This is a genomic window from Streptomyces sp. WAC 01529, assembly GCF_003945545.1.
GTDB lineage: Bacteria > Actinomycetota > Actinomycetes > Streptomycetales > Streptomycetaceae > Streptomyces > Streptomyces anatolicus.
The window spans coordinates 7105497-7125714 of sequence record NZ_CP029617.1 but is presented as its reverse complement, the minus strand read 5'-3'; the positions used below and the strand labels follow the sequence as shown (position 1 = coordinate 7125714).

20 protein-coding genes are annotated in these 20218 nt (G+C 72.9%); 9 read left to right on the top strand and 11 right to left on the bottom strand.

Annotated features, from left to right (window positions below; translation table 11 throughout):
- Positions 1 to 3 precede the first annotated feature (3 nt).
- Positions 4 to 1542, bottom strand: a complete 1539-nt coding sequence (locus tag DMA15_RS31675) for an SDR family oxidoreductase (protein ID WP_125516118.1) — start codon at positions 1540 to 1542, stop codon at positions 4 to 6.
- 173 nt (positions 1543 to 1715) lie between these two features.
- Between DMA15_RS31675 and DMA15_RS31670 the strand changes: the two genes are divergently transcribed.
- Positions 1716 to 2780, top strand: coding sequence for a biotin/lipoate A/B protein ligase family protein (locus DMA15_RS31670; protein WP_125516117.1), 1065 nt, complete (start codon positions 1716 to 1718; stop codon positions 2778 to 2780).
- 61 nt (positions 2781 to 2841) lie between these two features.
- Here the strand turns inward: DMA15_RS31670 and DMA15_RS31665 are convergent, their stop codons facing one another.
- From DMA15_RS31665 to DMA15_RS31655, 3 genes are all read right to left on the bottom strand, one after another.
- A complete protein-coding gene (locus tag DMA15_RS31665; RefSeq protein ID WP_240660051.1) occupies positions 2842 to 3567 on the bottom strand; it encodes a DUF4232 domain-containing protein in 726 nt (241 codons plus the stop codon).
- A gap of 64 nt (positions 3568 to 3631) precedes the next feature.
- Positions 3632 to 4300: a response regulator transcription factor gene (locus DMA15_RS31660; protein ID WP_125516116.1), complete on the bottom strand. Its 669-nt coding sequence runs from the start codon at positions 4298 to 4300 to the stop codon at positions 3632 to 3634.
- The gene (locus tag DMA15_RS31655; RefSeq protein WP_240660307.1) at positions 4297 to 5454 is read right to left on the bottom strand and encodes a sensor histidine kinase; all 1158 of its coding nucleotides are present in this window, start codon (positions 5452 to 5454) and stop codon (positions 4297 to 4299) included. Before DMA15_RS31655 ends, DMA15_RS31660 begins: the two co-directional genes overlap by 4 nt.
- Positions 5455 to 5776: 322 nt before the next feature.
- On the opposite strand from DMA15_RS31655, the gene DMA15_RS31650 reads away from it, so the two are divergent.
- From DMA15_RS31650 to DMA15_RS31630, 5 genes are read left to right on the top strand one after another with little or no spacing between them, the layout of a single operon-like run.
- On the top strand, positions 5777 to 6670 hold the full coding sequence (locus DMA15_RS31650) for a class I SAM-dependent methyltransferase (RefSeq protein ID WP_240660050.1): 894 nt from the start codon (positions 5777 to 5779) through the stop codon (positions 6668 to 6670).
- A 39-nt stretch (positions 6671 to 6709) separates the two neighbouring features.
- Positions 6710 to 7366, top strand: a complete 657-nt coding sequence (locus DMA15_RS31645) for a TetR/AcrR family transcriptional regulator (RefSeq protein ID WP_125516115.1) — start codon at positions 6710 to 6712, stop codon at positions 7364 to 7366.
- Positions 7363 to 7944: a DUF2867 domain-containing protein gene (locus DMA15_RS31640; protein WP_125516114.1), complete on the top strand. Its 582-nt coding sequence runs from the start codon at positions 7363 to 7365 to the stop codon at positions 7942 to 7944. Before DMA15_RS31645 ends, DMA15_RS31640 begins: the two co-directional genes overlap by 4 nt.
- 10 nt (positions 7945 to 7954) lie before the next feature.
- A complete protein-coding gene (locus DMA15_RS31635; protein WP_125516113.1) occupies positions 7955 to 8818 on the top strand; it encodes a helix-turn-helix transcriptional regulator in 864 nt (287 codons plus the stop codon).
- Positions 8819 to 8862: 44 nt separating this feature from the next.
- Positions 8863 to 9657, top strand: coding sequence for an alpha/beta fold hydrolase (locus DMA15_RS31630; protein ID WP_240660049.1), 795 nt, complete (start codon positions 8863 to 8865; stop codon positions 9655 to 9657).
- 31 nt (positions 9658 to 9688) lie between these two features.
- On the opposite strand, the gene DMA15_RS31625 is transcribed toward DMA15_RS31630, so the two are convergent.
- Together DMA15_RS31625 and DMA15_RS31620 are read right to left on the bottom strand one after the other, a co-directional pair.
- Positions 9689 to 10687, bottom strand: coding sequence for a TIGR03842 family LLM class F420-dependent oxidoreductase (locus tag DMA15_RS31625; RefSeq protein WP_125516111.1), 999 nt, complete (start codon positions 10685 to 10687; stop codon positions 9689 to 9691).
- A 103-nt stretch (positions 10688 to 10790) separates the two neighbouring features.
- Positions 10791 to 11408 (bottom strand): TetR/AcrR family transcriptional regulator, encoded by a 618-nt coding sequence (locus DMA15_RS31620; protein ID WP_125516110.1) that lies wholly within the window; start codon positions 11406 to 11408, stop codon positions 10791 to 10793.
- Positions 11409 to 11456: 48 nt separating this feature from the next.
- Here DMA15_RS31620 and DMA15_RS31615 point away from each other — a divergent pair, with 48 nt between their 5' ends.
- Together DMA15_RS31615 and DMA15_RS31610 are read left to right on the top strand one after the other, a co-directional pair.
- Positions 11457 to 12002, top strand: a complete 546-nt coding sequence (locus DMA15_RS31615; protein ID WP_125518130.1) for a GNAT family protein — start codon at positions 11457 to 11459, stop codon at positions 12000 to 12002.
- Positions 12003 to 12194: 192 nt separating this feature from the next.
- The gene (locus DMA15_RS31610) at positions 12195 to 12737 is read left to right on the top strand and encodes a choice-of-anchor K domain-containing protein (protein WP_125516109.1); all 543 of its coding nucleotides are present in this window, start codon (positions 12195 to 12197) and stop codon (positions 12735 to 12737) included.
- Between the two features lie 22 nt (positions 12738 to 12759).
- Here the strand turns inward: DMA15_RS31610 and hydA are convergent, their stop codons facing one another.
- From hydA to DMA15_RS31585, 5 genes are all read right to left on the bottom strand, one after another.
- Positions 12760 to 14163 carry a dihydropyrimidinase gene (gene hydA, locus DMA15_RS31605; protein WP_125516108.1) on the bottom strand — a complete coding sequence of 468 codons (1404 nt, stop codon included), beginning with the start codon at positions 14161 to 14163 and terminating at the stop codon, positions 12760 to 12762.
- Positions 14164 to 14245: 82 nt separating this feature from the next.
- The gene (locus tag DMA15_RS31600; protein WP_125516107.1) at positions 14246 to 15529 is read right to left on the bottom strand and encodes an aspartate aminotransferase family protein; all 1284 of its coding nucleotides are present in this window, start codon (positions 15527 to 15529) and stop codon (positions 14246 to 14248) included.
- Positions 15526 to 16368 (bottom strand): nitrilase-related carbon-nitrogen hydrolase, encoded by an 843-nt coding sequence (locus tag DMA15_RS31595; protein WP_125516106.1) that lies wholly within the window; start codon positions 16366 to 16368, stop codon positions 15526 to 15528. Before DMA15_RS31595 ends, DMA15_RS31600 begins: the two co-directional genes overlap by 4 nt.
- A 194-nt stretch (positions 16369 to 16562) precedes the next feature.
- Complete coding sequence (locus tag DMA15_RS31590; RefSeq protein ID WP_125516105.1) at positions 16563 to 17987, bottom strand: hypothetical protein; 1425 nt, start codon at positions 17985 to 17987, stop codon at positions 16563 to 16565.
- Positions 17988 to 19117: 1130 nt separating this feature from the next.
- Positions 19118 to 19372, bottom strand: coding sequence for a helix-turn-helix transcriptional regulator (locus DMA15_RS31585; protein ID WP_030778350.1), 255 nt, complete (start codon positions 19370 to 19372; stop codon positions 19118 to 19120).
- 46 nt (positions 19373 to 19418) lie between these two features.
- Here DMA15_RS31585 and map point away from each other — a divergent pair, with 46 nt between their 5' ends.
- Positions 19419 to 20186, top strand: a complete 768-nt coding sequence (map, locus tag DMA15_RS31580; RefSeq protein WP_125518129.1) for a type I methionyl aminopeptidase — start codon at positions 19419 to 19421, stop codon at positions 20184 to 20186.
- The last annotated feature ends 32 nt before the right edge of the window (positions 20187 to 20218 follow it).

The following is a 20218-nucleotide window of genomic DNA, read 5'->3' as shown; positions in this document are numbered from 1 at the left end:
GCGCTACTCCTGCGGGGCCGGTACGGGGGCGGTGCGGGCGGCTTCCCTGGACGCCGCCTTGGCGATGTTGCGGGCCATGCCGCCGAACACCACGGCGTGGAAGGGCGAGACGCTCCACCAGTAGGCGTGGCCGAGCAGCCCGTGCGGGTGGAAGAGGGCCCGCTGACGGTAGCGGGTGCGGCCCTCGGCGTCCTGGTCGGCCCGCATCTCCAGCCAGGCGAGGCCGGGCAGGCGCATCTCCGCGCGCAGCCGCAGCAGCCGGCCCGGGTCGATCTCCTCGACCCGCCAGAAGTCGAGCGAGTCGCCCACCCGCAGGCGTGCCGCGTCCCGGCGGCCGCGGCGCAGCCCCACGCCGCCGACCGCGCGGTCCAGCCAGCCGCGTACGGCCCAGGCCAGCGGGAAGGAGTACCAGCCGTTCTCCCCGCCGACGCCCTCGATGATGCGCCACAGCTCGTGCGGCGAGGCGTCGACGGTGATCTCCCGCCGGTCGGTGTAGAGGCTGCCGCCCGCCCAGTCCGGGTCGGTGGGCAGCGGGTCGCTCGGCGCGCCGGGCAGCGACGCCGACGACCAGCGGGTGACGACCTGCGCCTCCTTCACGCGCCGCAGCGCGAGCCCCAGCGCCTCGTCGAGGGAGATCGGGGTGCCGGGCGGGTCGGGCACGTACCGCGCGATGTCGTGCTCGTCGCAGACCACCTCGTGCCGCAGCGACTCCGCGAGGGGCCGGGCCAGGGCGCGCGGCACGGGGGTGACGAGGCCGATCCAGAGGCTGGAGAGGCCGGGGCTCAGCATCGGCACGCGCACGATGAGCCGGTGCGGCAGCGAGGCGACCGTCGCGTACCGCCGCATCATCTGTTCGTAGGTGACGACGTCGGGGCCGCCGATGTCGAAGGCGCGGTTCACGTCGGGCGGCATGCCGGCGCTGCCGACGAGGTAGCGCAGGACGTCACGGACGGCGATGGGCTGGATGCGGGTGCCGACCCAGCTGGGCGTGACCATGACGGGCAGGCGTTCGGTGAGGTACCGGAGCATCTCGAAGGAGGCGGAGCCGGAGCCGATGACGACGGCCGCGCGCAGCACGGTGGCGGGGACTTCGGCGCGCAGGAAGATCTCGCCGACCTCCGCTCTCGAGCGCAGGTGCGGCGAGAGTTCCCCGGGCGGTACGTCCGCGGGGGTGAGGCCGCCGAGGTAGACGACGCGGCGGACCCCGGCCGCGCGGGCCTGCTCCGCGAAGGTCTCGGCGGCCTCCCGGTCGGTGTCCTCGAAGCGGGCGCCGGTGGCGAGCGCATGCACCAGGTAGTACGCCACGTCGATGCCGCGCATCGCCTCGGCCAGCGAGGCGGCGTCGGTCACGTCGCCTCGGACCACCTCGGTGCGGGGGGTCCAGGGGTGGTCGCGCAGCTTCTCGGGCGTGCGGGCCAGGCAGCGTACGCGGTACCCGGCGTCGAGGAGTTCGGGGACGAGCCGGCCTCCGATGTAGCCCGTCGCCCCGGTGACCAGGACGTTCGGGCCCGGCTCGGCTCCGGGCGCCGCGGGAACGCTCATCGCTTCCTCCACATACTCGCTCTCGCCTGCCCCTGCTTGCTCTCACTCCGCTGTCCGCTTCCTCCTGCCCCATCCTCCACCGGACCGGGCATTCCGGCACTCGGCTAGCGTTGGGGGACGATTCGGAAGAGTGAGCCGGGGGTGACGCGGCTCGCGGGCTTGGAGGAAGCACGGTGCACGGTGAGTACAAGGTCCCCGGCGGCAAGCTCGTCGTGGTGGATCTGGACGTCGAGGGCGGCGAGCTGCGGCGCACCCGGGTGGCCGGCGACTTCTTCCTCGAACCGGACGAGGCGCTCGACGCGATCAACGGCGCCCTGGACGGCTCCCCCGCCGACACGGACGCCGCGGGCCTCGCCGCCCGCATCGACGCGGCTCTCCCCGAGGGCACCGTGATGTACGGCCTGACGTCGGAGGGCATCGGGATCGCCGTGCGCCGCGCCCTCGCGCACGCGACGGACTGGACCGACTACGACTGGCAGCTCGTGCACGAAGGCCCGCAGCCGCCCGCCCTGCACATGGCCCTGGACGAGGTGCTGACCCAGGAGGTCGCCGCGGGCCGCCGCCCGCCGACGCTGCGGGTGTGGGAGTGGGGCGCCCCCTCGGTGATCATCGGCAGCTTCCAGTCGCTGGCGAACGAGGTCGATCCGGAGGGCGCGGCCCGGCACGGGATCGAGGTCGTGCGCCGCATCTCCGGGGGCGGCGCGATGTTCGTGGAGCCGGGCAACACCATCACGTACTCCCTCTCGGTGCCCGACGCGCTCGTGCAGGGCCTCTCCTTCCAGGACAGCTACGCCTATCTCGACGACTGGGTCCTCGGCGCCCTCGCCGACATGGGCATCAAGGCGTGGTACCAGCCGCTCAACGACATCGCGACGGACGCGGGGAAGATCGCGGGCGCGGCGCAGAAGCGGATGGTGGGGCCCGGTGGCGGGCCGGGCGCGGTGCTGCACCACGTGACGATGTCCTACGACATCGACGCCGACAAGATGCTCGAAGTGCTCCGCATCGGCAAGGAGAAGCTGTCCGACAAGGGCACCAGGAGCGCCAAGAAGCGGGTGGACCCGTTGCGCCGCCAGACCGGTCTGCCGCGCGAGACCGTCATCGACCGCATGATCGACTCCTTCCGCTCCCGCTACGGCCTCACCCGGGGCGAGGTCACCGACGCCGAGCTGGCCCAGGCCCAGGATCTCGTACGCACCAAGTTCGGCACCGCCGAATGGACGGCGCGGGTGCCCTGACCGGGCGGGGGTCCTGACCAGGCGGGGGCCGCGACCAGGCGGGCGCCCTGGCCGGGCGGGGTCAGGGCCGCGGAGCCTCGTCGGGGCTGCGCTGCCAGGCGGTCGTGCCGAGCATGCCGGTCTCGCCGATGTCGAGGCCGCCCTCCGGTTCGATGGTCTGGCGGGCCGCGCCCCTGGCCGGGCCGATCTCCACGTAGACGCCGCTGCCCGCCTTGGTGGAGGCGTCCACGGCCGAGTACCGCCACACCAGTGAGGTGTACGCGGACTCCCCCGGCTTCAGCCTGACGCGGCGCGGGCCCGGGTCGTCCATCGTGGTGACCGGCTCGGTCCCCTTGAGCACCGTCACGCGCAAGAGCCGCCGGTCGAGGCCGCGGACGCGGATGTCGGGGTAGCCGTTGACCTCGCGCACGCCCTCGCCGCAGTTGGTGAGCGTCACCGACATCGCCCGCAGTCCCATCGCGGCCGTCACCATGCCCGGGGACATGCTCACGCCTGACTTCGGGCAGGGCGGCGCGCTCGGGGCCCGCGGCGTGGCGGGGCCGAGCGCGAGGTCGGAGGGCCGGGGCGGGCCGCTCGACCCGGGCCCAGCCGCATCGGAGGTCGGCTCTGGCCCCGCCGCATCGGACGTCGGTTCGGGGCCCGCCGCCCCGGAGGTCGGCTCGCGCTCCGGGTTCGCCTCGCGGTCCAGCTCCGCGGAGAGCCCGCATCCGGACATGAGCAGGACGGCCACCGAAAGGGCTGCGGCGGACCTGAGCGGGAGCTGTCTCTGCCTCGGTATGACGGTCACTCGGGGATCATGCCATGGCCCGGCACGCCCGATTCCGGTCGATACCCGACCCGCCACCGCGTCCCTACGGCTCCGCGGTCCGCGCCGTCACCAGCCCCGACTCGTAGGCGAAGACGACCAGTTGGGCCCGGTCGCGCGCAGCGAGTTTGATCATCGCGCGGCTCACATGCGTCTTCGCCGTGAGCGGGCTGATGACCATGTGCGCGGCGATCTCCTCGTTCGTCAGCCCGCGCGCGACCAGCGCGGTCACCTCGCGCTCGCGGCGGGTGAGCCCCTCCAGGCCGGGCGCGGTGGCCCGGTCCGGCGGCCTGGCGACGAACTCGCCGATCAGCCTGCGCGTCACCGAGGGCGAGAGGAGCGCCTCGCCGCGCGCGACGACGTCGATGCCCTGGAGCAGGTCGGCGGGCTCGGTGTCCTTGAGCAGGAACCCGCTGGCCCCGGCGCGCAGCGCGTCGAAGACGTACTCGTCGTGGCCGTAGTTGGTGAGGATCACGACGCGCACCGCCGCCAGGCGGGGTTCGGCAACGATCCTGCGGGTCGCCTCGATCCCGCTCATCACGGGCATCTGTACGTCGATGAGGGCGACGTCGGGCACCTGCTCACGGACGACGGCGACACCCGCCCGGCCGTCGGCGGCCTCCCCCACGACCTCGACGCCCTCCTCGGCGTCGAGCAGCGCGCGGAACCCGGCCCGCATCAGCGCCTGATCGTCCACGAGCACGACACGGATCACGCCCGCTCCCTCTCCCGCGCGCCGGGACCGGCGCGCCCGGCGACGACCGCACGGCCGCCACCGTCATCGGCAGCATCACCGTCGCCGACCGCGCCACCGTCGTCGGCCGCACCACCGCCGTCGACTCCGGCCGCCCCGCCCTCGATCGGCAGTTCCACCCGCACCGCGAACCCGCCGCCGTCCCGCGGCCCCGCCCACAGCCTGCCGCCCAGCGCGCCGACGCGCTCCCGCATGCCCGTCAGGCCCGTGCCCTCCACCGTCGGGCGCCCGGGGGCGGCGACGCCGTCGTCCTCGATTCGCAGGACCAACTCCCGCTCGCCGTAGCCGAGTCGGACGCTCACCAGGGCGGGGCCGCCCGCGTGGCGCGCGGCGTTCGTCAAGGCCTCCTGCACGATGCGGTACGCGGCACGGTCGAGCGCGGGCGACAGGGGGCGCTCGCGCCCGGTCACCGTCAGCTCGACGGCGAGCCCCGCGGCACGGGCCCGCTCCACGAGCAGCGCGGGGCTGCCGGTGGGCTCGTCGGTGCGCAACACGTCCAGCGTGGCGCGCAGTTCGCGCATGGCCTCGCCGCTCGCCTCCTGGATGGCGAGCAGCGCGGGCGGTATCTCCTCGCCGCGCTTGCGCGCCAGATGGATCGCCACGCCCGCCTGCAGTTTGACGATCGAGATGCTGTGCGTGAGCGAGTCGTGCAGCTCGCGGGCGATCCGCAGCCGCTCCTCGCCCGCCCTGCGCAGCGCCGCCTCCTCCCGGGTCCGCTCGGCCTCCAGGGCGCGCTCCTCGCTCTGGCGCAGATACGCCTGCCAGGTCTTGCCCGCGACGCCGGTGGCGACGGCGCACACGAACCAGCCGGTGAGCAGCAGCGTCCGCTCGACTATGTCGTCCGCGCCCGGCGCCGCGGCGAAGAAGCCGACGAGGAACACGGCACTGGCCGCGCCCGCGAGCAGCCGGTGCCCCTTGTGCGCGGCGCCGTGCACCGCGCCGAGCACCGGGAACGCCGCCGTCGTACTGGGCTCGGCGTGCAGGACGAGGCCGGTCAGGCAGACGGTGGTGACGGCGAGCACCACGCGGGGCGCGACCCGGTGCGCCGCGAGCGTGAGCGTTCCGACCACCATCAGGCCGTAGTCGAGCGGGCCCACTCCTCCCTCGTGCGCCATCGCGAGCACGACGAGCGTGGTGACGGCCACCCCGAGCGCCGCGTCACCCCACCACCGGCGCGCCTCGCGCGTGCACATCCACCCCGCCCCGGCACCCCGGCGCGCCACACCTGTCCCCCACATGCCTGTGCACCCTAGCCGCCGCCACCGACAACGGCGTCCCTCCGCAGGCCCGCCCCCTCGCTACTCCCCCGGCAGTACTTCCGTCACGGGCCGCCCCCGGCGACGTAGCCCCAACTCCCTTCCCCCGTACGACGACCGCACCTGCCCGGTGCAGCGAGCATCGGCACCGCAAGCACCCGTGATCCGAAGGAGCCCCACAGTGAACGCACGCCCCAACGCCCGGCAGGAAGAGATCTGGAACGGCCCCATCGGCCGCCACTGGGCCGAGCAGCAGGACCGCTACGACGCGATGAGCAGCGACCTGAACGACCGGCTCTTCGAGGCCGCCGCCATCGCCGACGGCGACCGCGTCCTGGACATCGGCTGCGGCGCGGGCGGCCTCACCCGGGCGGCGGCACGGCTTGCGGGCCGCGGTCACGCGGTCGGCGTGGACATCTCGGCGCCGCTGCTCGAACGGGCCCGTGCCCGCACCGCGGCCGAGGGCGTCAAGAACGTCACGTACGAGAGGGCCGATGCCCAGACGCACGCCTTTCCCGCGGGCGGATACGACGTGGCGATCAGCAGGGGCGGGGTGATGTTCTTCGCCGATCACGCCGCCGCCTTCGGCAACATCGCCCGCGCGCTGCACCCCGGCGGGCGCCTCGCCTTCGCCTGCCCGCAGCCCGTCGGCTCCGGCGGCGAGGAGACGCAGGCGTTCGGGCTCCTCGCGAAGCTGATCGCGGAGGGCGACGGCGAGGGTGGCCGCGGCGGAGACGGCGGCGGCAGCGGGGGCGGTGGCGCTGTGGACCACGCCGCCGACCAGGCCGACGCCCACGCCGCGATGGCCTCCCTCTCCGACCCGGACCGCATCCGCGCGGCGCTGGTCGCCTTCGACGAGGTGATGGTGGCACCGCTGCCCATCAAGACGTACTGGGGCGAAACCCCCGCCGACGCGGTCGACTTCATGCTGTCCCGCCCGCCGGGCCGCACCGTCGCGGCGGACAAGCGGGCCGCCATGGAGGACGTCTTCCGCCCCTACGCGACCGACACCGGGGTCCGGATGCGGGCCTCGGTCTGGCTGGTGACGGCGGTGCGGCCGGACTCGACGCGCTGATCGTGGGCGTGGCCGTGGGCCGTCAGGTAACATACATACATGCATGTAGGTGCTGAACGAGTCACCCAAGCGGACCGGCGCGCCCGTACGCGCGGCGCGCTCCTGGAATCGGCGGCGCGGGGCCTGTCCCGCTACGGCTACGGAAACCTGGTACTGGAACAGGTGGCGCGCGAGGCGGGCTACACCCGCGGCGCGCTCTACCACCAGTTCAAGGACAAGCAGGACCTCACCCTTGCCGTGATCCGGTGGATCGGCGAGACCTGGCTGGAGGCGGTCGAGCCGCTCATCGAGCGGGAGCAGGAGCCCGTGGCGGCCCTGCTCACCCTGGCGCGCGGCCACGCCGTCTACTGCCGGCGCAGCGGCGCCCGGGTGGCGACCGCGCTCCGCCTGGAGTTCAGCGGCCAGGACCACCCCGTCGGCCATGAGATCGAGCAGACGTACGAGAGTCTCGTCGTGCGCTGCGAAGGTCTCATCGCCGCCGCGCGGAAGGCGGGCACGCTCCCGCCCGGCCCACCGGTCCGCACGCTCGCGCTGGCCTTCGTCGGCGCACTCGACGGCACGGTGATCGCCCTGGCCGGACAGGAGCCCCACGACGAGCTGCTCACGGTCCGCGCCGTCGCGGGTGTCCTCGGGGTCGACCCCTCCATGCACTCACCCACTGAGCGCACGACCGACAAGACGGAGGCACCCTCATGAGGCTCCCCAACACCGCGCACACGTCACGGCCCTGGCGGATCCACGAGATCACCCGGGACTTCCGCCTGTACGACGTGTGGGCGCTGCCGACGCCCGGCGGGCCCGACGACTTCCCGCTGCTCATCCAGGACACCGTCGGGGGCGACACGGCGGAGAGCCCCTCCTGGATCGCCCGCACCCTCTTCGCGATCCGCTGGCAGCTCGGGAAGATCTTCGGCTGGGACAACCCGGACTCCGGTGTCGGAGCGCGGGTGGCGACGCTGCGCGACCGGCTCCCCGCGGACCTGCGCGAGGGTCCGACGGGACCGGAGTTCAAGAAGCTGCCCTTCAGCTCGGTCTATCTGACCGACGACGAGTGGGCCTCGGAAATGAGCAACCGGACCGTGCACGGGGTGATGCACCTGAGCTGGGTCCCCGACGGCAAGGGCGGCTACCGCGGGCAGATGGCCGTGCTGGTGAAGCCCAACGGGCTCTTCGGGACGGCCTACATGGCCGCGATCTCCCCGTTCCGGCACCTGCTCGTGTACCCGCCGCTGATGCGGGAGATCGGCGAAACGTGGCGCTCGCACGCCCGGTAGCCTGAACCGCATGGGACCGGATCCGTTCGCCCTCGACCCGCTGCCCGGGTGGGAGGTCGCCCGCCCGCGCGGCGGTACGCCGTTCGACGGCGTGGACGTGGCCGGGTTCCGCGACCGGGACGCGCGCGGGTTCGACTCGTGGGTGCTTCCCCAGCCGACCGTGACGGTCGTCCTCGAGTTCGGCGGCGACTCTCTCGCCGTCGAACAGGCCGACGGGACCAAGGCGTTGGGCGGTCTCGCCGCCGGCATGGCTCCCGGACCGACCCGCATCCGAGGACAGCGCGTCGACTGCGTCGAGATCCGCCTCTCGCCCGTCGCGGCGTACGCGTCACTGGGCCTCTCCCCCGCCGACCGCGAGGGCCGCGTGATCGACCTCGCCGACCTGTGGGGGCGTCACGAGCGGTGGCTGCGCGAGCGGTTGGCCGCCACGCCGACCTGGGAGGGGCGCTTCGCCCTGGTGAGCGCCTTCCTCGCCGAGCGTGTCGGTTCGGGCCCCCCGGTGGATCCCGAGGTGGCGGCCGCGTGGCGGCACATCGTCGTGCGGCGGGGCCAAGTGCGGGTCAACGACCTCGCGCAGTCGTGCGGCTGGAGCCGCAAGCGGCTGTGGTCCCGGTTCGGCGCCCAGATCGGGATGACTCCCAAGCGTGCCGCGATGCTCGTACGTTTCGACCGGGCGGCGCGCGGCCTGTCGGCGGGCCGGGACACCTCGGAGACCGCGGCGGCCTGCGGGTACGCCGACCAGTCCCATCTGCACCGCGACGTAAGGGACTTCGCCGGGTGCACCCCGGGGGCGCTGGGCACGGCGGCGGGTTCGCCGGGCGCGGCGGCCGGTGCGCTGGGCGCCACGGCGGGGGAACTTTCGTCCAAGACGTGAGCGCCGGGCCCCGCGAGGGTGAGGGCATGCGGAACCACGACACAATGAGCACTGAGGTGCACGTCACGGCGAGCGGCCCGCCGGACGCGCCCGCCCTGGTCCTGATCCACGGCCTCGCCGGCTCGACGGCCTGGTGGGACCCGGTGACCCCGGCGCTGGCGCGCGCCCACCGCGTCCTGCGCGTCGACCTCCCCGGGCACGGCAGGTCGGCCCCGCCGCCTCGGGGCGGATACGACATCCCCGCCCAGGCCCGCCGGGTCGCCGCGGCCCTGGACGGCCTGGGCGTGGCCCGGGCCGCCGTGGCCGGGCACTCGACGGGCGGCCTGGTGGGCACGGCCCTGGCCGAGCAACGGCCCGATCTGGTGGGCGCGTTGGCGCTCCTCAACACCGGGCCCAGCCCCGACGCGCAGCTCCCGCAGCCGTGGCCCGGCCGCCTCGCCACGGCACCCGTGCTCGGCCGGTGGGTGTGGCGCGTACGGAACGACGCCGTGATCCGGCGGGGTCTGGACACCGCCGTCGGCCGCGAGACGGAGATCCCCCAGCGAATCGTCACGGAGGTGCGCGGCATGACCCACCGCACGGTCACCGCGACCTCACGGGAATCGCTCGCCTACCTGACCCAGCGCGAACTCCCGTCCCGACTGGCGGAGTTGGCAGTTCCGCTGCTGGTGATCTTCGGGGCGCAGGACCGCCGATGGCAGCCCTCATCCGCCGACCGCTACCGGGCCGTCCCCGGGCTGCGGCTGGAAATCCTGCCCGGCGTCGGCCACACCCCGATGCTGGAATCCCCCCTGCGGACCGCGGAGCTGCTCCTCGCGTTCACGTCGGCCCTCAGGTGAGTGGCGGGGCCTCAGGCGAGGTGGCGGGGCCTCAGGCGAGACGCGGGATGATCGTCGCCCCGTACGCGTCGATCACTTCCTCCCGGGCATCGTGCATCGCGTACAAGGCGAACTGGTCGACGCCCAACCCCCTGAGTTCCCGCAGCCGTTCGACGTGCGCCTCGACGGGCCCGAGGAGGCAGAACCGGTCGACGATCTCGTCGGGCACGAAGGCGGTGTCCGGGTTCCCGGCCCGCCCGTGGTGGCTGTAGTCGTAGCCCTCTCGCGCCTTGATGTACGCGGTGAGGGCCTGCGGCACCACCGAGGAGTCCTCGCCGTACCGGGCGACCAGATCGGCGACGTGGTTGCCGACCATCCCGCCGAACCACCGGCACTGCTCACGGGCGTGCGCGAGATCGTCGCCGACGTACGCGGGCGCGGCGACGCAGATCCTCACGTCGGCGGGGTCGCGTCCCGCCGCGGACGCCGCGTCCCGCACGGTCTTGACCATGTACTCGGTCAGGTAGGGGTCGGCGAGCTGGAGGATGAACCCGTCCGCCTTCCGCCCGGCGAGGGCGAGCGCCTTCGGGCCGTACGCCGCCATCCACACCGGCAGCCTCCCCTCCCGCACCCAGGGCAGCCGCAGCCGCTGACCGCCGACGTCCGCCTCGCGCCCCTCGGCGAGGTCGCGGATGACGTCGATCGCCTCGCCGAGCCGGGCCAGCGTGTTGGGGCTGCGGCCCGCGACGCGCATCGCGGAGTCGCCGCGTCCGATGCCGCAGACGGTGCGGTTGCCGTACATGTCGTTGAGCGTGGCGAAGGTGGAGGCGGTGACCTCCCAGGTCCTGGTGCCCGGGTTGGTGACCATGGGGCCCACCGTCAGCCGCGTGGTGTGTTCGAGGATGCGGCTGTAGATGACGAACGGCTCCTGCCACAGGACCGCGGAGTCGAACGTCCAGCCGTAGCGGAAGCCGTTGCGCTCCGCGCGCCGCATGAGTCCGACGACCGCGGAGGCCGGCGGGTCGGTCTGCAGCACAAGTCCGAAATCCACAGCGGGGCCTCCTGGTGCACGTGGCTGCCGTTGCCTCGAAGGTGATCCGAGAAGGGACAATCGTGGACTTCCCCCCGGCCCTTGGCAAGAGGACCTCGCCGTGTCAGCCGTCGTGCGGCTCGCCCGGTCCGCCGCGCGTGGGGGCGAGTGCGGCCAGATGGTCGTCGAGGAGTTCGATCTGGCGGCGCGGCGGGAACGCGGGGGCGTCGAGCAGCGCCTGCACCACGAGGCCGAGCACGAACGCCTGGGCGCCGGCGGCGATGCGGTCCGGATCCCCGGGGCGCAGTTCGCCGAGCCGCTGGGCCTCCACGATCAGGTCGCGCAGCCTGTCGCGGCTGCGCGCGTACTTGCGGGCGTGGTCGGCGCTCAGCCCGGGGTCGGCGAGCGCGGTGTCCCAGGAGGAGACCCAGATGCGGTTGCTGCCGGTGGCCTCCGGCGTCAGCGGCAGGATGTCGAGGAGGGCGGCCCGCACGGCGGACACGCCGGGTCCCGCGGCGCGCCTGGGGCGGGCCTCGGTGCGCCGCTCCAGCAGGTCGAGGGCGTGGGCGACCAGGTCGCGCTTGGTGCGGAAGTAGTGGGTGAGCAGGCCGGTGGTGGCGCCCAGTTCGGCGGCGACGGCCCGCATCGTCAGACCGCCGAAGCCGTGCGCGGCCAGGACCCGCCAGACCGCCTCGGACACATCACGGCGGCGGGCCTCGTGATCGCCCTTGGTACGTGGCATGCTGCCACCGTACATAACCGTAACGCTTGTTGTGTGAATGGGGTCCTGATGTTCTCCCTCCCGCTGCGGGGCAACGCCCACCTGTGCCCTCTGGAGCTCTGGCACGCCGAGGAGTTCGCCGCCCACCTCGACCGGGCGCGCGAGCACATCCGGCCGTGGGTGGGCAGCGGGTTCGTCACCGACGACATCGACGGCGCCCGGGGCACCCTGTGCCGGTACGCCGAGCGCCAGGCCGCGGACGGGGCCCGCCTCTACGGCATCTGGCTGGACGGCACGCTGGTCGGCGGCGTCATGTTCGTCGCCTTCGACGCGGCGGCGGGCTCGTGCGAGGTCGGCTGCTGGCTGGAGCCCGCGGCCGAGGGCCACGGCCTGGTCACCGCGGCCTGCCGCGCGCTCCTGGACTGGGCGTTCACCACCCGGGGCCTGCACCGCGCGGAGTGGCGCTGCCGGGCCGACAACGCCCGCAGCTCCGCGGTGGCCGAGCGGCTCGGCATGACACTCGAAGGGGTGCAGCGCGAGGCCTGGCCCTATGAGGGCACCCGCCACGACAAGCAGAACTGGGCGGTCCTCGCCACGGAGTGGCGAGCGGCCTAGGGCCTGTCCGGCGGGTCAGGTCGCGTGGGGGGGCGGTCGCCTTTTTGGTGCGGGTCAGGTCGCGTGGGGGTGGCGGCTCAGGTTCTGGCCGCCGTCATATTTGTCTCGTATTCACGTTCAGCTCCCCGGTGCCGGCTCCCACGCTGGAACTGGAACGTGAAGGCGGTGCCGAGAAGAGGGAGCGCTCCTGTCATGGCCAAGATCCACACGGACGGCAGCTGGGTGACCGTCGGCGACGACCCGGCCTACGCGACACACTTCAGCGGCCTGGGGAAGAGCAGGATCAGCTGGGGCAAGCCCGCGGCGGGCAGCGCGACCAGCTCGTACGAGTTCGAGGGGAACGCCGTCCAGGCGCAGATCGACGGCCCGCCCTTCGTGCTCGGCACCTTCACCCACCACAACTACCCGATCGTCATACCGTTCGAGCGGTTCTGGGTGGACCTCAAGGTGACCCTCACCATCGAGGACAGGACGCAGCGGGACTTCACCATCCGTTTCGCGCACTACGAGTCGCCCAACCGGGGCCCGATCGCGGCACAGGACGATGTCGTCGACCTGCCGGACGTGAAGGTGGAGAAGGCCGTCAAGGTCGACGGGACCGAATGCGACCTGCTGATCACCGGCTTCTACTGGCACGACCAGGAGCAGCCCACGCGCCGCTTCCGCAGCCCCGAGGGCGGCTCCAACGCCGCCGACCTCCACGTCCAGCTCACCCGCTACCAGGGCCCCAGGTAGGCACCGGCGCGCGCGGCTCCCGTCAGTCCAGGTACTGGCAGGTGCCGCGCGCGGTGTACGCGCCGTGCCCGGCGCGGCCGGTGAACTCCCTTGCCGTGATGACCGGTTCGCCTCGCGACAGGACGGTCTCCACCCGGCCGGTCAGGCGCTTTCCCTCGTACGCCGAGTAGTCGACGTTCATGTGGTGCGTGGCCGCCGAGAGCGTCTGCTCGGCGTGCGGGTCGTAGATCACGACGTCGGCGTCCGCGCCCGGCGCGATGGTGCCCTTCTTCGGGTACAGGCCGAACATCCGGGCCGGGGTCGCGCAGGCGATCTCGATCCAGCGGCGCCGCGAGATGTGGCCGTCGACCACGGCCTGGTGCAGGAGGTCCATGCGGTGCTCCACACCGGGCATGCCGTTGGGGATCTTGGAGAAGTCGCCGCGGCCCAGCTCTTTCTGGCCCGAGAAGCAGAACGGGCAGTGGTCCGTCGACACCACCTGGAGGTCGTTGGTGCGCAGGCCGCGCCAGAGTGCCGCCTGGTGCTCCTGAGGGCGCAGCGGCGTACTGCACACGTACTTCGCCCCCTCGAAGTCCGGCTCGGCGAGGTTGTCCGTCGACAGGAAGAGGTACTGCGGGCAGGTCTCACCGAAGACCGGCAGCCCCTCGTCCCTGGCCCGCATCAGCTCGGCCACCGCCTCACGCGCCGACACGTGCACCACGTACAGCGGCGCTCCCGCCACCTGCGCGAGCCTGATGGCGCGGTGGGTCGCCTCGGCCTCAAGGAGGGCCTTTCTGACCTCGCCGTGGTAGCGCGGGTCCGTCTGGCCGCGGGCGAGCGCCTGCTCGACGAGCACGTCGATCGCGATGCCGTTCTCCGCGTGCATCATGATCAGGCCGCCGTTCTCACCGGCCCGCTGCATCGCGCGGAGGATCTGCCCGTCGTCCGAGTAGAAAACCCCGGGGTAGGCCATGAACAGTTTGAACGAGCTGACGCCTTCCTCGATGAGCCCGTCCATCTGTTTGAGCGTCGCCTCGTTCACATCCGACACGATCATGTGGAAGGCGTAGTCGATCGCGCAGTTCCCGTCGGCCTTCGCGTGCCACGCGTCGAGACCGGCCCGCAGCGCCTTGCCCTTGGACTGCACCGCGAAGTCGACGATGGTGGTGGTGCCGCCCCAGGCCGCCGCCCGGGTCCCCGTCTCGAAGGTGTCCGACGAGAAGGTGCCGCCGAACGGGAACTCCATGTGCGTATGGGCGTCGACGCCGCCCGGGATCACGTACTTGTCGGTGGCGTCGACGACACGCTCGGCGGTCCACGCGCCCGCCGCGGCGGTGCCGCTCGCGGCGAGGGCGGCGATGCGGCCGTCCTCGATCAGCACGTCGGCGTGGGTCTCCTCGGCGGCGGTGACGACGAGTCCGCCGCGGATCAGGGTGCGGGTGCTCATGTGGTGCGCTCCCTTTGCTGCGCAGGGGTACGTGACAGGGGTACGCCGGTGAGCCGGGCGCCCCCGGGGCCCGTGGGGCCGACTAGGCGCTGCGCAAGGCCTGTTCGAGGATGGCCGCGCCCTCTTCCGCCTCCGCTACGGTCAGCGAGAGCGGCGGGGCCACGCGCAGGACGCTGGTGTGGTGGCCGCCTCCCTTCCCGATGAGCAGGCCACCCTCACGGGCCGCTTCGAGGACCGCCGCGGCCGCACGCTGGTTCGGCTCGTCCGTGCCGGGCTCTACCAGTTCGATGCCGATCATCAGACCGCGCCCGCGCACCTCGCGTACGACGGGCAGCTGGGCACAGATCGCCCGCAGCCGCTCGATGAGCAGGCCCCCGACGCGCCGGGCATTGCCCTGGAGGTCGTGCTCCAGGAGGTGCGAGAGGTTGGCGAGGCCCGCCGCCATGGTGACCGGGGAGCCGCCGAAGGTCGAAATGGAGTTGGCGTCAAGGGAGTTCATCACCTCGGCGCGGGCCACCACGCCACCGATCGACATGCCGTTGCCGATGCCCTTGGCGAAGGTCAGCATGTCCGGCGGGCCACTCCGGTCGTGCGCCTGCCAGCCCCAGAAGTGCTCACCCGTGCGGCCCCAGCCCGTCTGCACCTCGTCGGAGATCCACAGGATGCCGTGCTCGTCGAGGACTTCGCGGAAGGCCGCGTACAGCCCGTCGGGCGGCGAGGTGAAGCCGCCGACGCCCTGGATCGGCTCGGCGATGAGCGCCGCCACTCCCCCGCGGCCCTGGCCGAGCATGTCCCGCAGATCGGCGACGCAGGCCGCGATGAACTCGGCGTCGCTCAGCTCGGCGTACGGGCCCCGGCCGCGGACGCCCCCGTGCACGTACAGCGTCTGGAGCGGCGAGAGGCTGGTCGGCGACCACGACTGGTTGCCGGTGATGCCGATGGAGGTGAAGGAGCGGCCGTGGTAGCCGTTGCGCATCGCCAGGATCTGGTTCGAGCGGCGGTGGGCGGTGGCGAGCAGCAGCGCGGCGTCGTTGGCCTCGGTGCCGGAGGTGGTGAAGAAGACGCGGGCGTCGGGGATGCCGGACAACGCCGCGACGCGCTCGGCGAGTTCGACCATCGGGCGGTTCAGATAGAGCGTGGAGGAGTGGATGAGCCGTCCGGCCTGTTCGCTCACCGCCTTGGTGACCTCGGGCAGGGCGTGGGCGGTCATGGTGGTGAGGATGCCGCCGAAGAAGTCCAGGTACCTCTTCCCGTCGGCGCCCCAGACGTGCCGGCCCTCTCCGTGGGTGAGTTCGAGGGGGCGCTGGTAGTAGAGCGCGAGCCACTCGGGCAGCACGGCCTTGTGGCGGTCGAACAGTTCGGTCACGGCTGTACCAGCCCTTCGTAGGCGTCGGGGCGTCGGTCACGGTAGAACGCCCACTGTTGGCGTACTTCCTCGATGAGCCCGAAGTCGAGGTCCCTGACGAGGAGTTCCTCGTCCTTGTCGCTCGCGGGCTCCCCGACGAACTGGCCGCGCGGGTCGACGAAGTACGACGTTCCGTAGAAGTCGTTGTCGCCGTACTCCTCCTGGCCCACGCGGTTGATGGCGGCGACGAAGTACTCGTTGGCGACGGCCGCCGCGGGCTGTTCCAGCTGCCAGAGGTGCGAGGAGAGGCCGCGGTGGGTGGCGGAGGGGTTGTAGACGATCTCGGCGCCGTTCAGGCCCAGTTGGCGCCAGCCCTCGGGGAAGTGGCGGTCGTAGCAGATGTAGACGCCGACCTTGCCGACGGCCGTTTCGAAGACCGGCCAGCCCAGATTTCCCGGCTTGAAGTAGTACTTCTCCCAGAAGCCCTTGACCTGGGGGATGTGGTGCTTGCGGTACTTGCCCAGGTAGGTGCCGTCGGCGTCGATCACGGCCGCGGTGTTGTAGTAGAACCCGGACTGCTCGACCTCGAAGACCGGGACGACGATCACCATGCCGGTCTCGCGGGCGAGTTCCCTCATGCGCGTCACGGTGGGGCCGTCCGGCACGGGCTCGGCCCAGCGGTAGTGCTCCGGCTCCTGGACCTGGCAGAAGTAGGGAGCGTTGAAGACCTCTTGGAATCCGATGACCTTCGCGCCCTGCCGGGCCGCCTCGCGGGCGTGCTCCTCATGCTTGGCGATCATGGATTCGGTGTCGCCGGTCCAGGTCGCCTGGACCAGTGCGGCACGTACGACGTTGACCATGAGCTGCTCCTTCACTGCCCTGGGAAGGACTGCCCCCGAGGGGACGTCAGAGAGCCTCTACACCCGTAGATTCGCTGCGTAGAGAGAAGAACGTAAGCCCGGTCCGTCCGGCCGAGCAAGACCATCGTCGTCGACCGGCGAGTCGATCATGTTTCGCACCCGAGCGGGCGAGGCGGGCTGGGGCGGACGCGGGGTCAGGTGTTGAACCCCGCCACGCGCAGGGCGTGCACGAGGTCCCAGTGGTGTTCCTCGGAGACCGCCCTGGCCGTCTCCAGGAGGAGCGGGATGAGGCGGTGGGGGTCGGTGTGCGCGCAGCGGGCCGCGTCCTCGGGGGTGCGGACGCGCAGATACGAGTCGAGGAGCGCGCGGGCCTCGCGCTCGCGGCCCGCGTCGATCAGCGCGAGGAGCGCCTCGGCGATCTCGGGGGCGGGGCGTGCGACGCCCTGCCGCAGCAGCTTCCGGCAGTCGTCGGCGCGGCCCGCGCCGGCGAGGGCGTCCGCGAGGGCGACGAGTTGGCCGGGCGGCAGCGAGGCGGCCTCCCACAGGAGGGTCGCCCAGTCCGCGCCGAGGCCGGCGCGGTGCAGTTCCGCGGCGAGCGGCGGCAGATCGGCGGCGGGCCAGCCGGCGGCCTCCACGAGCACGGCGTGTGCCTCGCCTGTGCGGGCCTCTCCTCGGAGGTGGAGGAGGGTTTGGACGGTTTGGAGGGTTGGGGGGAGGTGGGGGGTTTGGGGGGTGTGGGGGGTCTCATCGGTCGGGGTCTGGGGGTCGGAAAGGTGGGGGTCGGGGGGCGTGGTGGTCTGTTCGGGGTGGTAGCGGGCGCCGCGCGGGGTGGGCCTCGGGGGTTCCGCGTCGGGGGTGATGACGGCGGGCGCCTCGGACTCCGCATCCGGCAGGCCGGCGAAACGGGCGCCGCGGGCTCCTCGGGGGCGGCGGCGGGAGCGGGCGGGCTTCTTGGGGGCGGGAGCGGGGGCGGAGCCCGCGGCTGGGGCTGCGGGTTGTTCGGGGGTGTGGGGCGCGGGGTCCGAGGCGTGCTTCGGAGCGCCGTGCTCGGGGTCCGGGATCTGTTCCGGGACGCGGGGGTGAGGGACGTGGTCCACCCACACGGGGCGTTGCGCCGCGTCCAGGCGGTCCATCCGTTCTTGTAGCTCCGCGCACCGGGCGGTCGCCCGCTCGTGGTCGTCCCGGACCCAGGCCAGATCGAGGTTGATGCGGTCGGCCTCGTCGGGGGTGACCGCCTCGGCCAGCTGCCGCCTCAGTTCCGCCTGCCGCTCGGTCGCGATCCGCTGCTCCCCGACCATCATGTCGAGGCGGTCGCTCAGGAGCCGGCGGGCACCGGGCCGGCTGTCGTACGCGGTGAGCGAGGCGCGGTGCAGGGTGCGGGCCCGGTCCGTCTCGCGCTCGGCCTCCGGGATGCCGCGGTCGGCCGCGAGGTCGTGGAGCAGGGCCTGCACCACGTCCCAGGGCGGGACCTCCGCGCCGTCCAGGCAGGCACGCATGCCGTCGGGGTCGCGTTGCCAGAACACGCCGCACCAGCCGGTGGACTGGTCGAGCCGTCCCACCAGGTCCCGCAAGTACCTCGCGAACTCCCCTACCTGATCCGGGAGTTGTCCCACTGCCATCCGACCAGCACCGCCCCGTGGAGACTGTTCCGGTCCGGAAGATAACACCAGACGTGTTACGGGACGACTACACGGGGTTTTCTGGTCGCAGCGTTGGCTGGCGGGGGCGCCTTGAGCTGGCGGGGCGCCTTGGGCGAGGCCCGCCTTGGCTGGCGGGGGCGCCTTGGGCTGGGTCTGCGCCTTGGCTGGCGGGGCGCCCTGGGCTCGGTCTGCGCCTTGGCTGGCGGGGGCGCCTGTGGCTCGGTCTGCGCCTTCTCCGTTCGTGGGGCGGGGCCGCGGGGGTATGTGCGTGCTCGCCATCTCGGTGCGGGCGCCTGTTGGTTATCGGCTCGGTTACTGGGGGCCACTGTGCTGCGCTCGCACATACCCCCACGTCCCCTCCGGACGGTTCGGCGACCGCGGACCATCACAACCCGCTCACCCCCCTGGCCCGGGGAGTTCCCCACCCACCCACCCGTCCCTCTAAGCCATGCTGACTGCGCGAGGCCCCCACCAACATCCGCACGACGCGGAACCTCACCCCCGCCCGCGTGGCACGGAGAGCCCCCCACCGCCCACCTACGTCCACATAACGCACCCACCCGCGCCCGCACCCCTACCCTGACTACGCAGAGCCTCCCCCACCGCCCACCTGCATGCGCATAGCGCGCCCCTGCCCTGACTGCGCAGGACCCCCTCCACAACCGCCCCCGCGTAGCACGGGGAGTTCCCCACCCACCCACCTGCGTCCGCATAACGCGCCCATACGTGCCCGCACCCCTACCCTGACCGCGCAGGGCCCCCTCCGCGACCGCCCCCGCGTACCGCGGGAAGTTCCCCACCCACCCACCCGGTTCCCCGACCCGCGCCAGCCACGCGACGCCCCCGCCCCCACCGCGCCGCAGGGCATCCCGCCCCTACCCCCACCCCGCAGCGCGGGGTAACGGGCGGGTGGGTGGGGCAGCATCCGCCGCGCAGCGGCGGGACAGGAACACGCGTCCCCCGCCACGAAGCGGGCCAAGCAGGACAGGAACACGCCCCCGCCGCGAATCGGGCGAAACCGCATCCGCCACGGAGCGGCAAGCACAGGAACACGCACCCCCCGCCACGAAGCGGGCGGCACAGAGGCCACCCCGCACCAGGAGAACCGCTCAGGCCGCCGCCGCCAACTCGCAGCGCAGCACGATCTCATCCAGCGAAAGCCCCAGCACGGAAGCCAACGCCGCCACAGTGAACAACGCGGGCGTCGGCGCCCGCCCCGTCTCGATCTTGCGGAGCGTCTCCGCGGAGAGCCCCGCCTCGGCCGCCACCGAGACCATGCTCCGCGGCCCCCGCGCATCCCGCAGCAGCTGCCCGAGCCGCTCACCACGCTCACGCTCTTCTGGGGTCAAGGGAGTGCGAACCATGCAGCCATCGTACGACGCCCATTTAAATACCGGTATAGTAATTGGCATGGTGGAACTCAAGACGGAACAATCGATCGACGCGATGCGCGAGGCGGGCCGCGTCGTGGCGCAGGCACTGACCGCGGCCCGCGAGGCCGCCGCCGTCGGCGTCTCGCTGCTCGACCTGGACGCGGCCGCGCACGCCGTGCTCCGCGAGGCGGGCGCCTCCTCGCCCTTCCTCGGCTACCGCCCGCACTTCGCCCCGGTCCCCTTCCCCGCCGTCCTGTGCACCTCGGTCAACGACGCGATCGTGCACGGCGTCCCGCACGCGTACCGGCTGCGCGACGGCGACCTGGTCTCCATCGACTTCGGCGCCGAGCTGGGCGGCTGGGTCGGCGACTCGGCGGTCAGCTTCACCGTGGGCACCCCGCGCCCCGAGGACGTACGCCTGATCGAGACGGCGGAGCGCGCCCTGGAGGCGGGCATCGCGGCGGCGGTCCCCGGCAACCGCATCGGCGACATCGCCCACGCCATCGGCACCGTCTGCCGGCAGGCGGGGTACGGCATCCCCGAGGGGTTCGGCGGTCATGGGATCGGGCGCCGCATGCACGAGGACCCGGGCGTGCCGAACGAAGGCCGCCCCGGCCGCGGCATGCCGCTGCGCCCCGGCATGGTCCTGGCCATCGAGCCGATGGTGATCGCGGGCGGCGGCGACGGCTACCACCAGGCACCGGACGGCTGGACGCTGCGTACGAACGACGGGAGCCGCGCCGCCCACGCCGAGCACACCGTCGCGATCACGGAGGACGGTCCCAGGATCCTCACGGCACTGTGACACCTCGGGGACACCGACCCGCATGGATCATC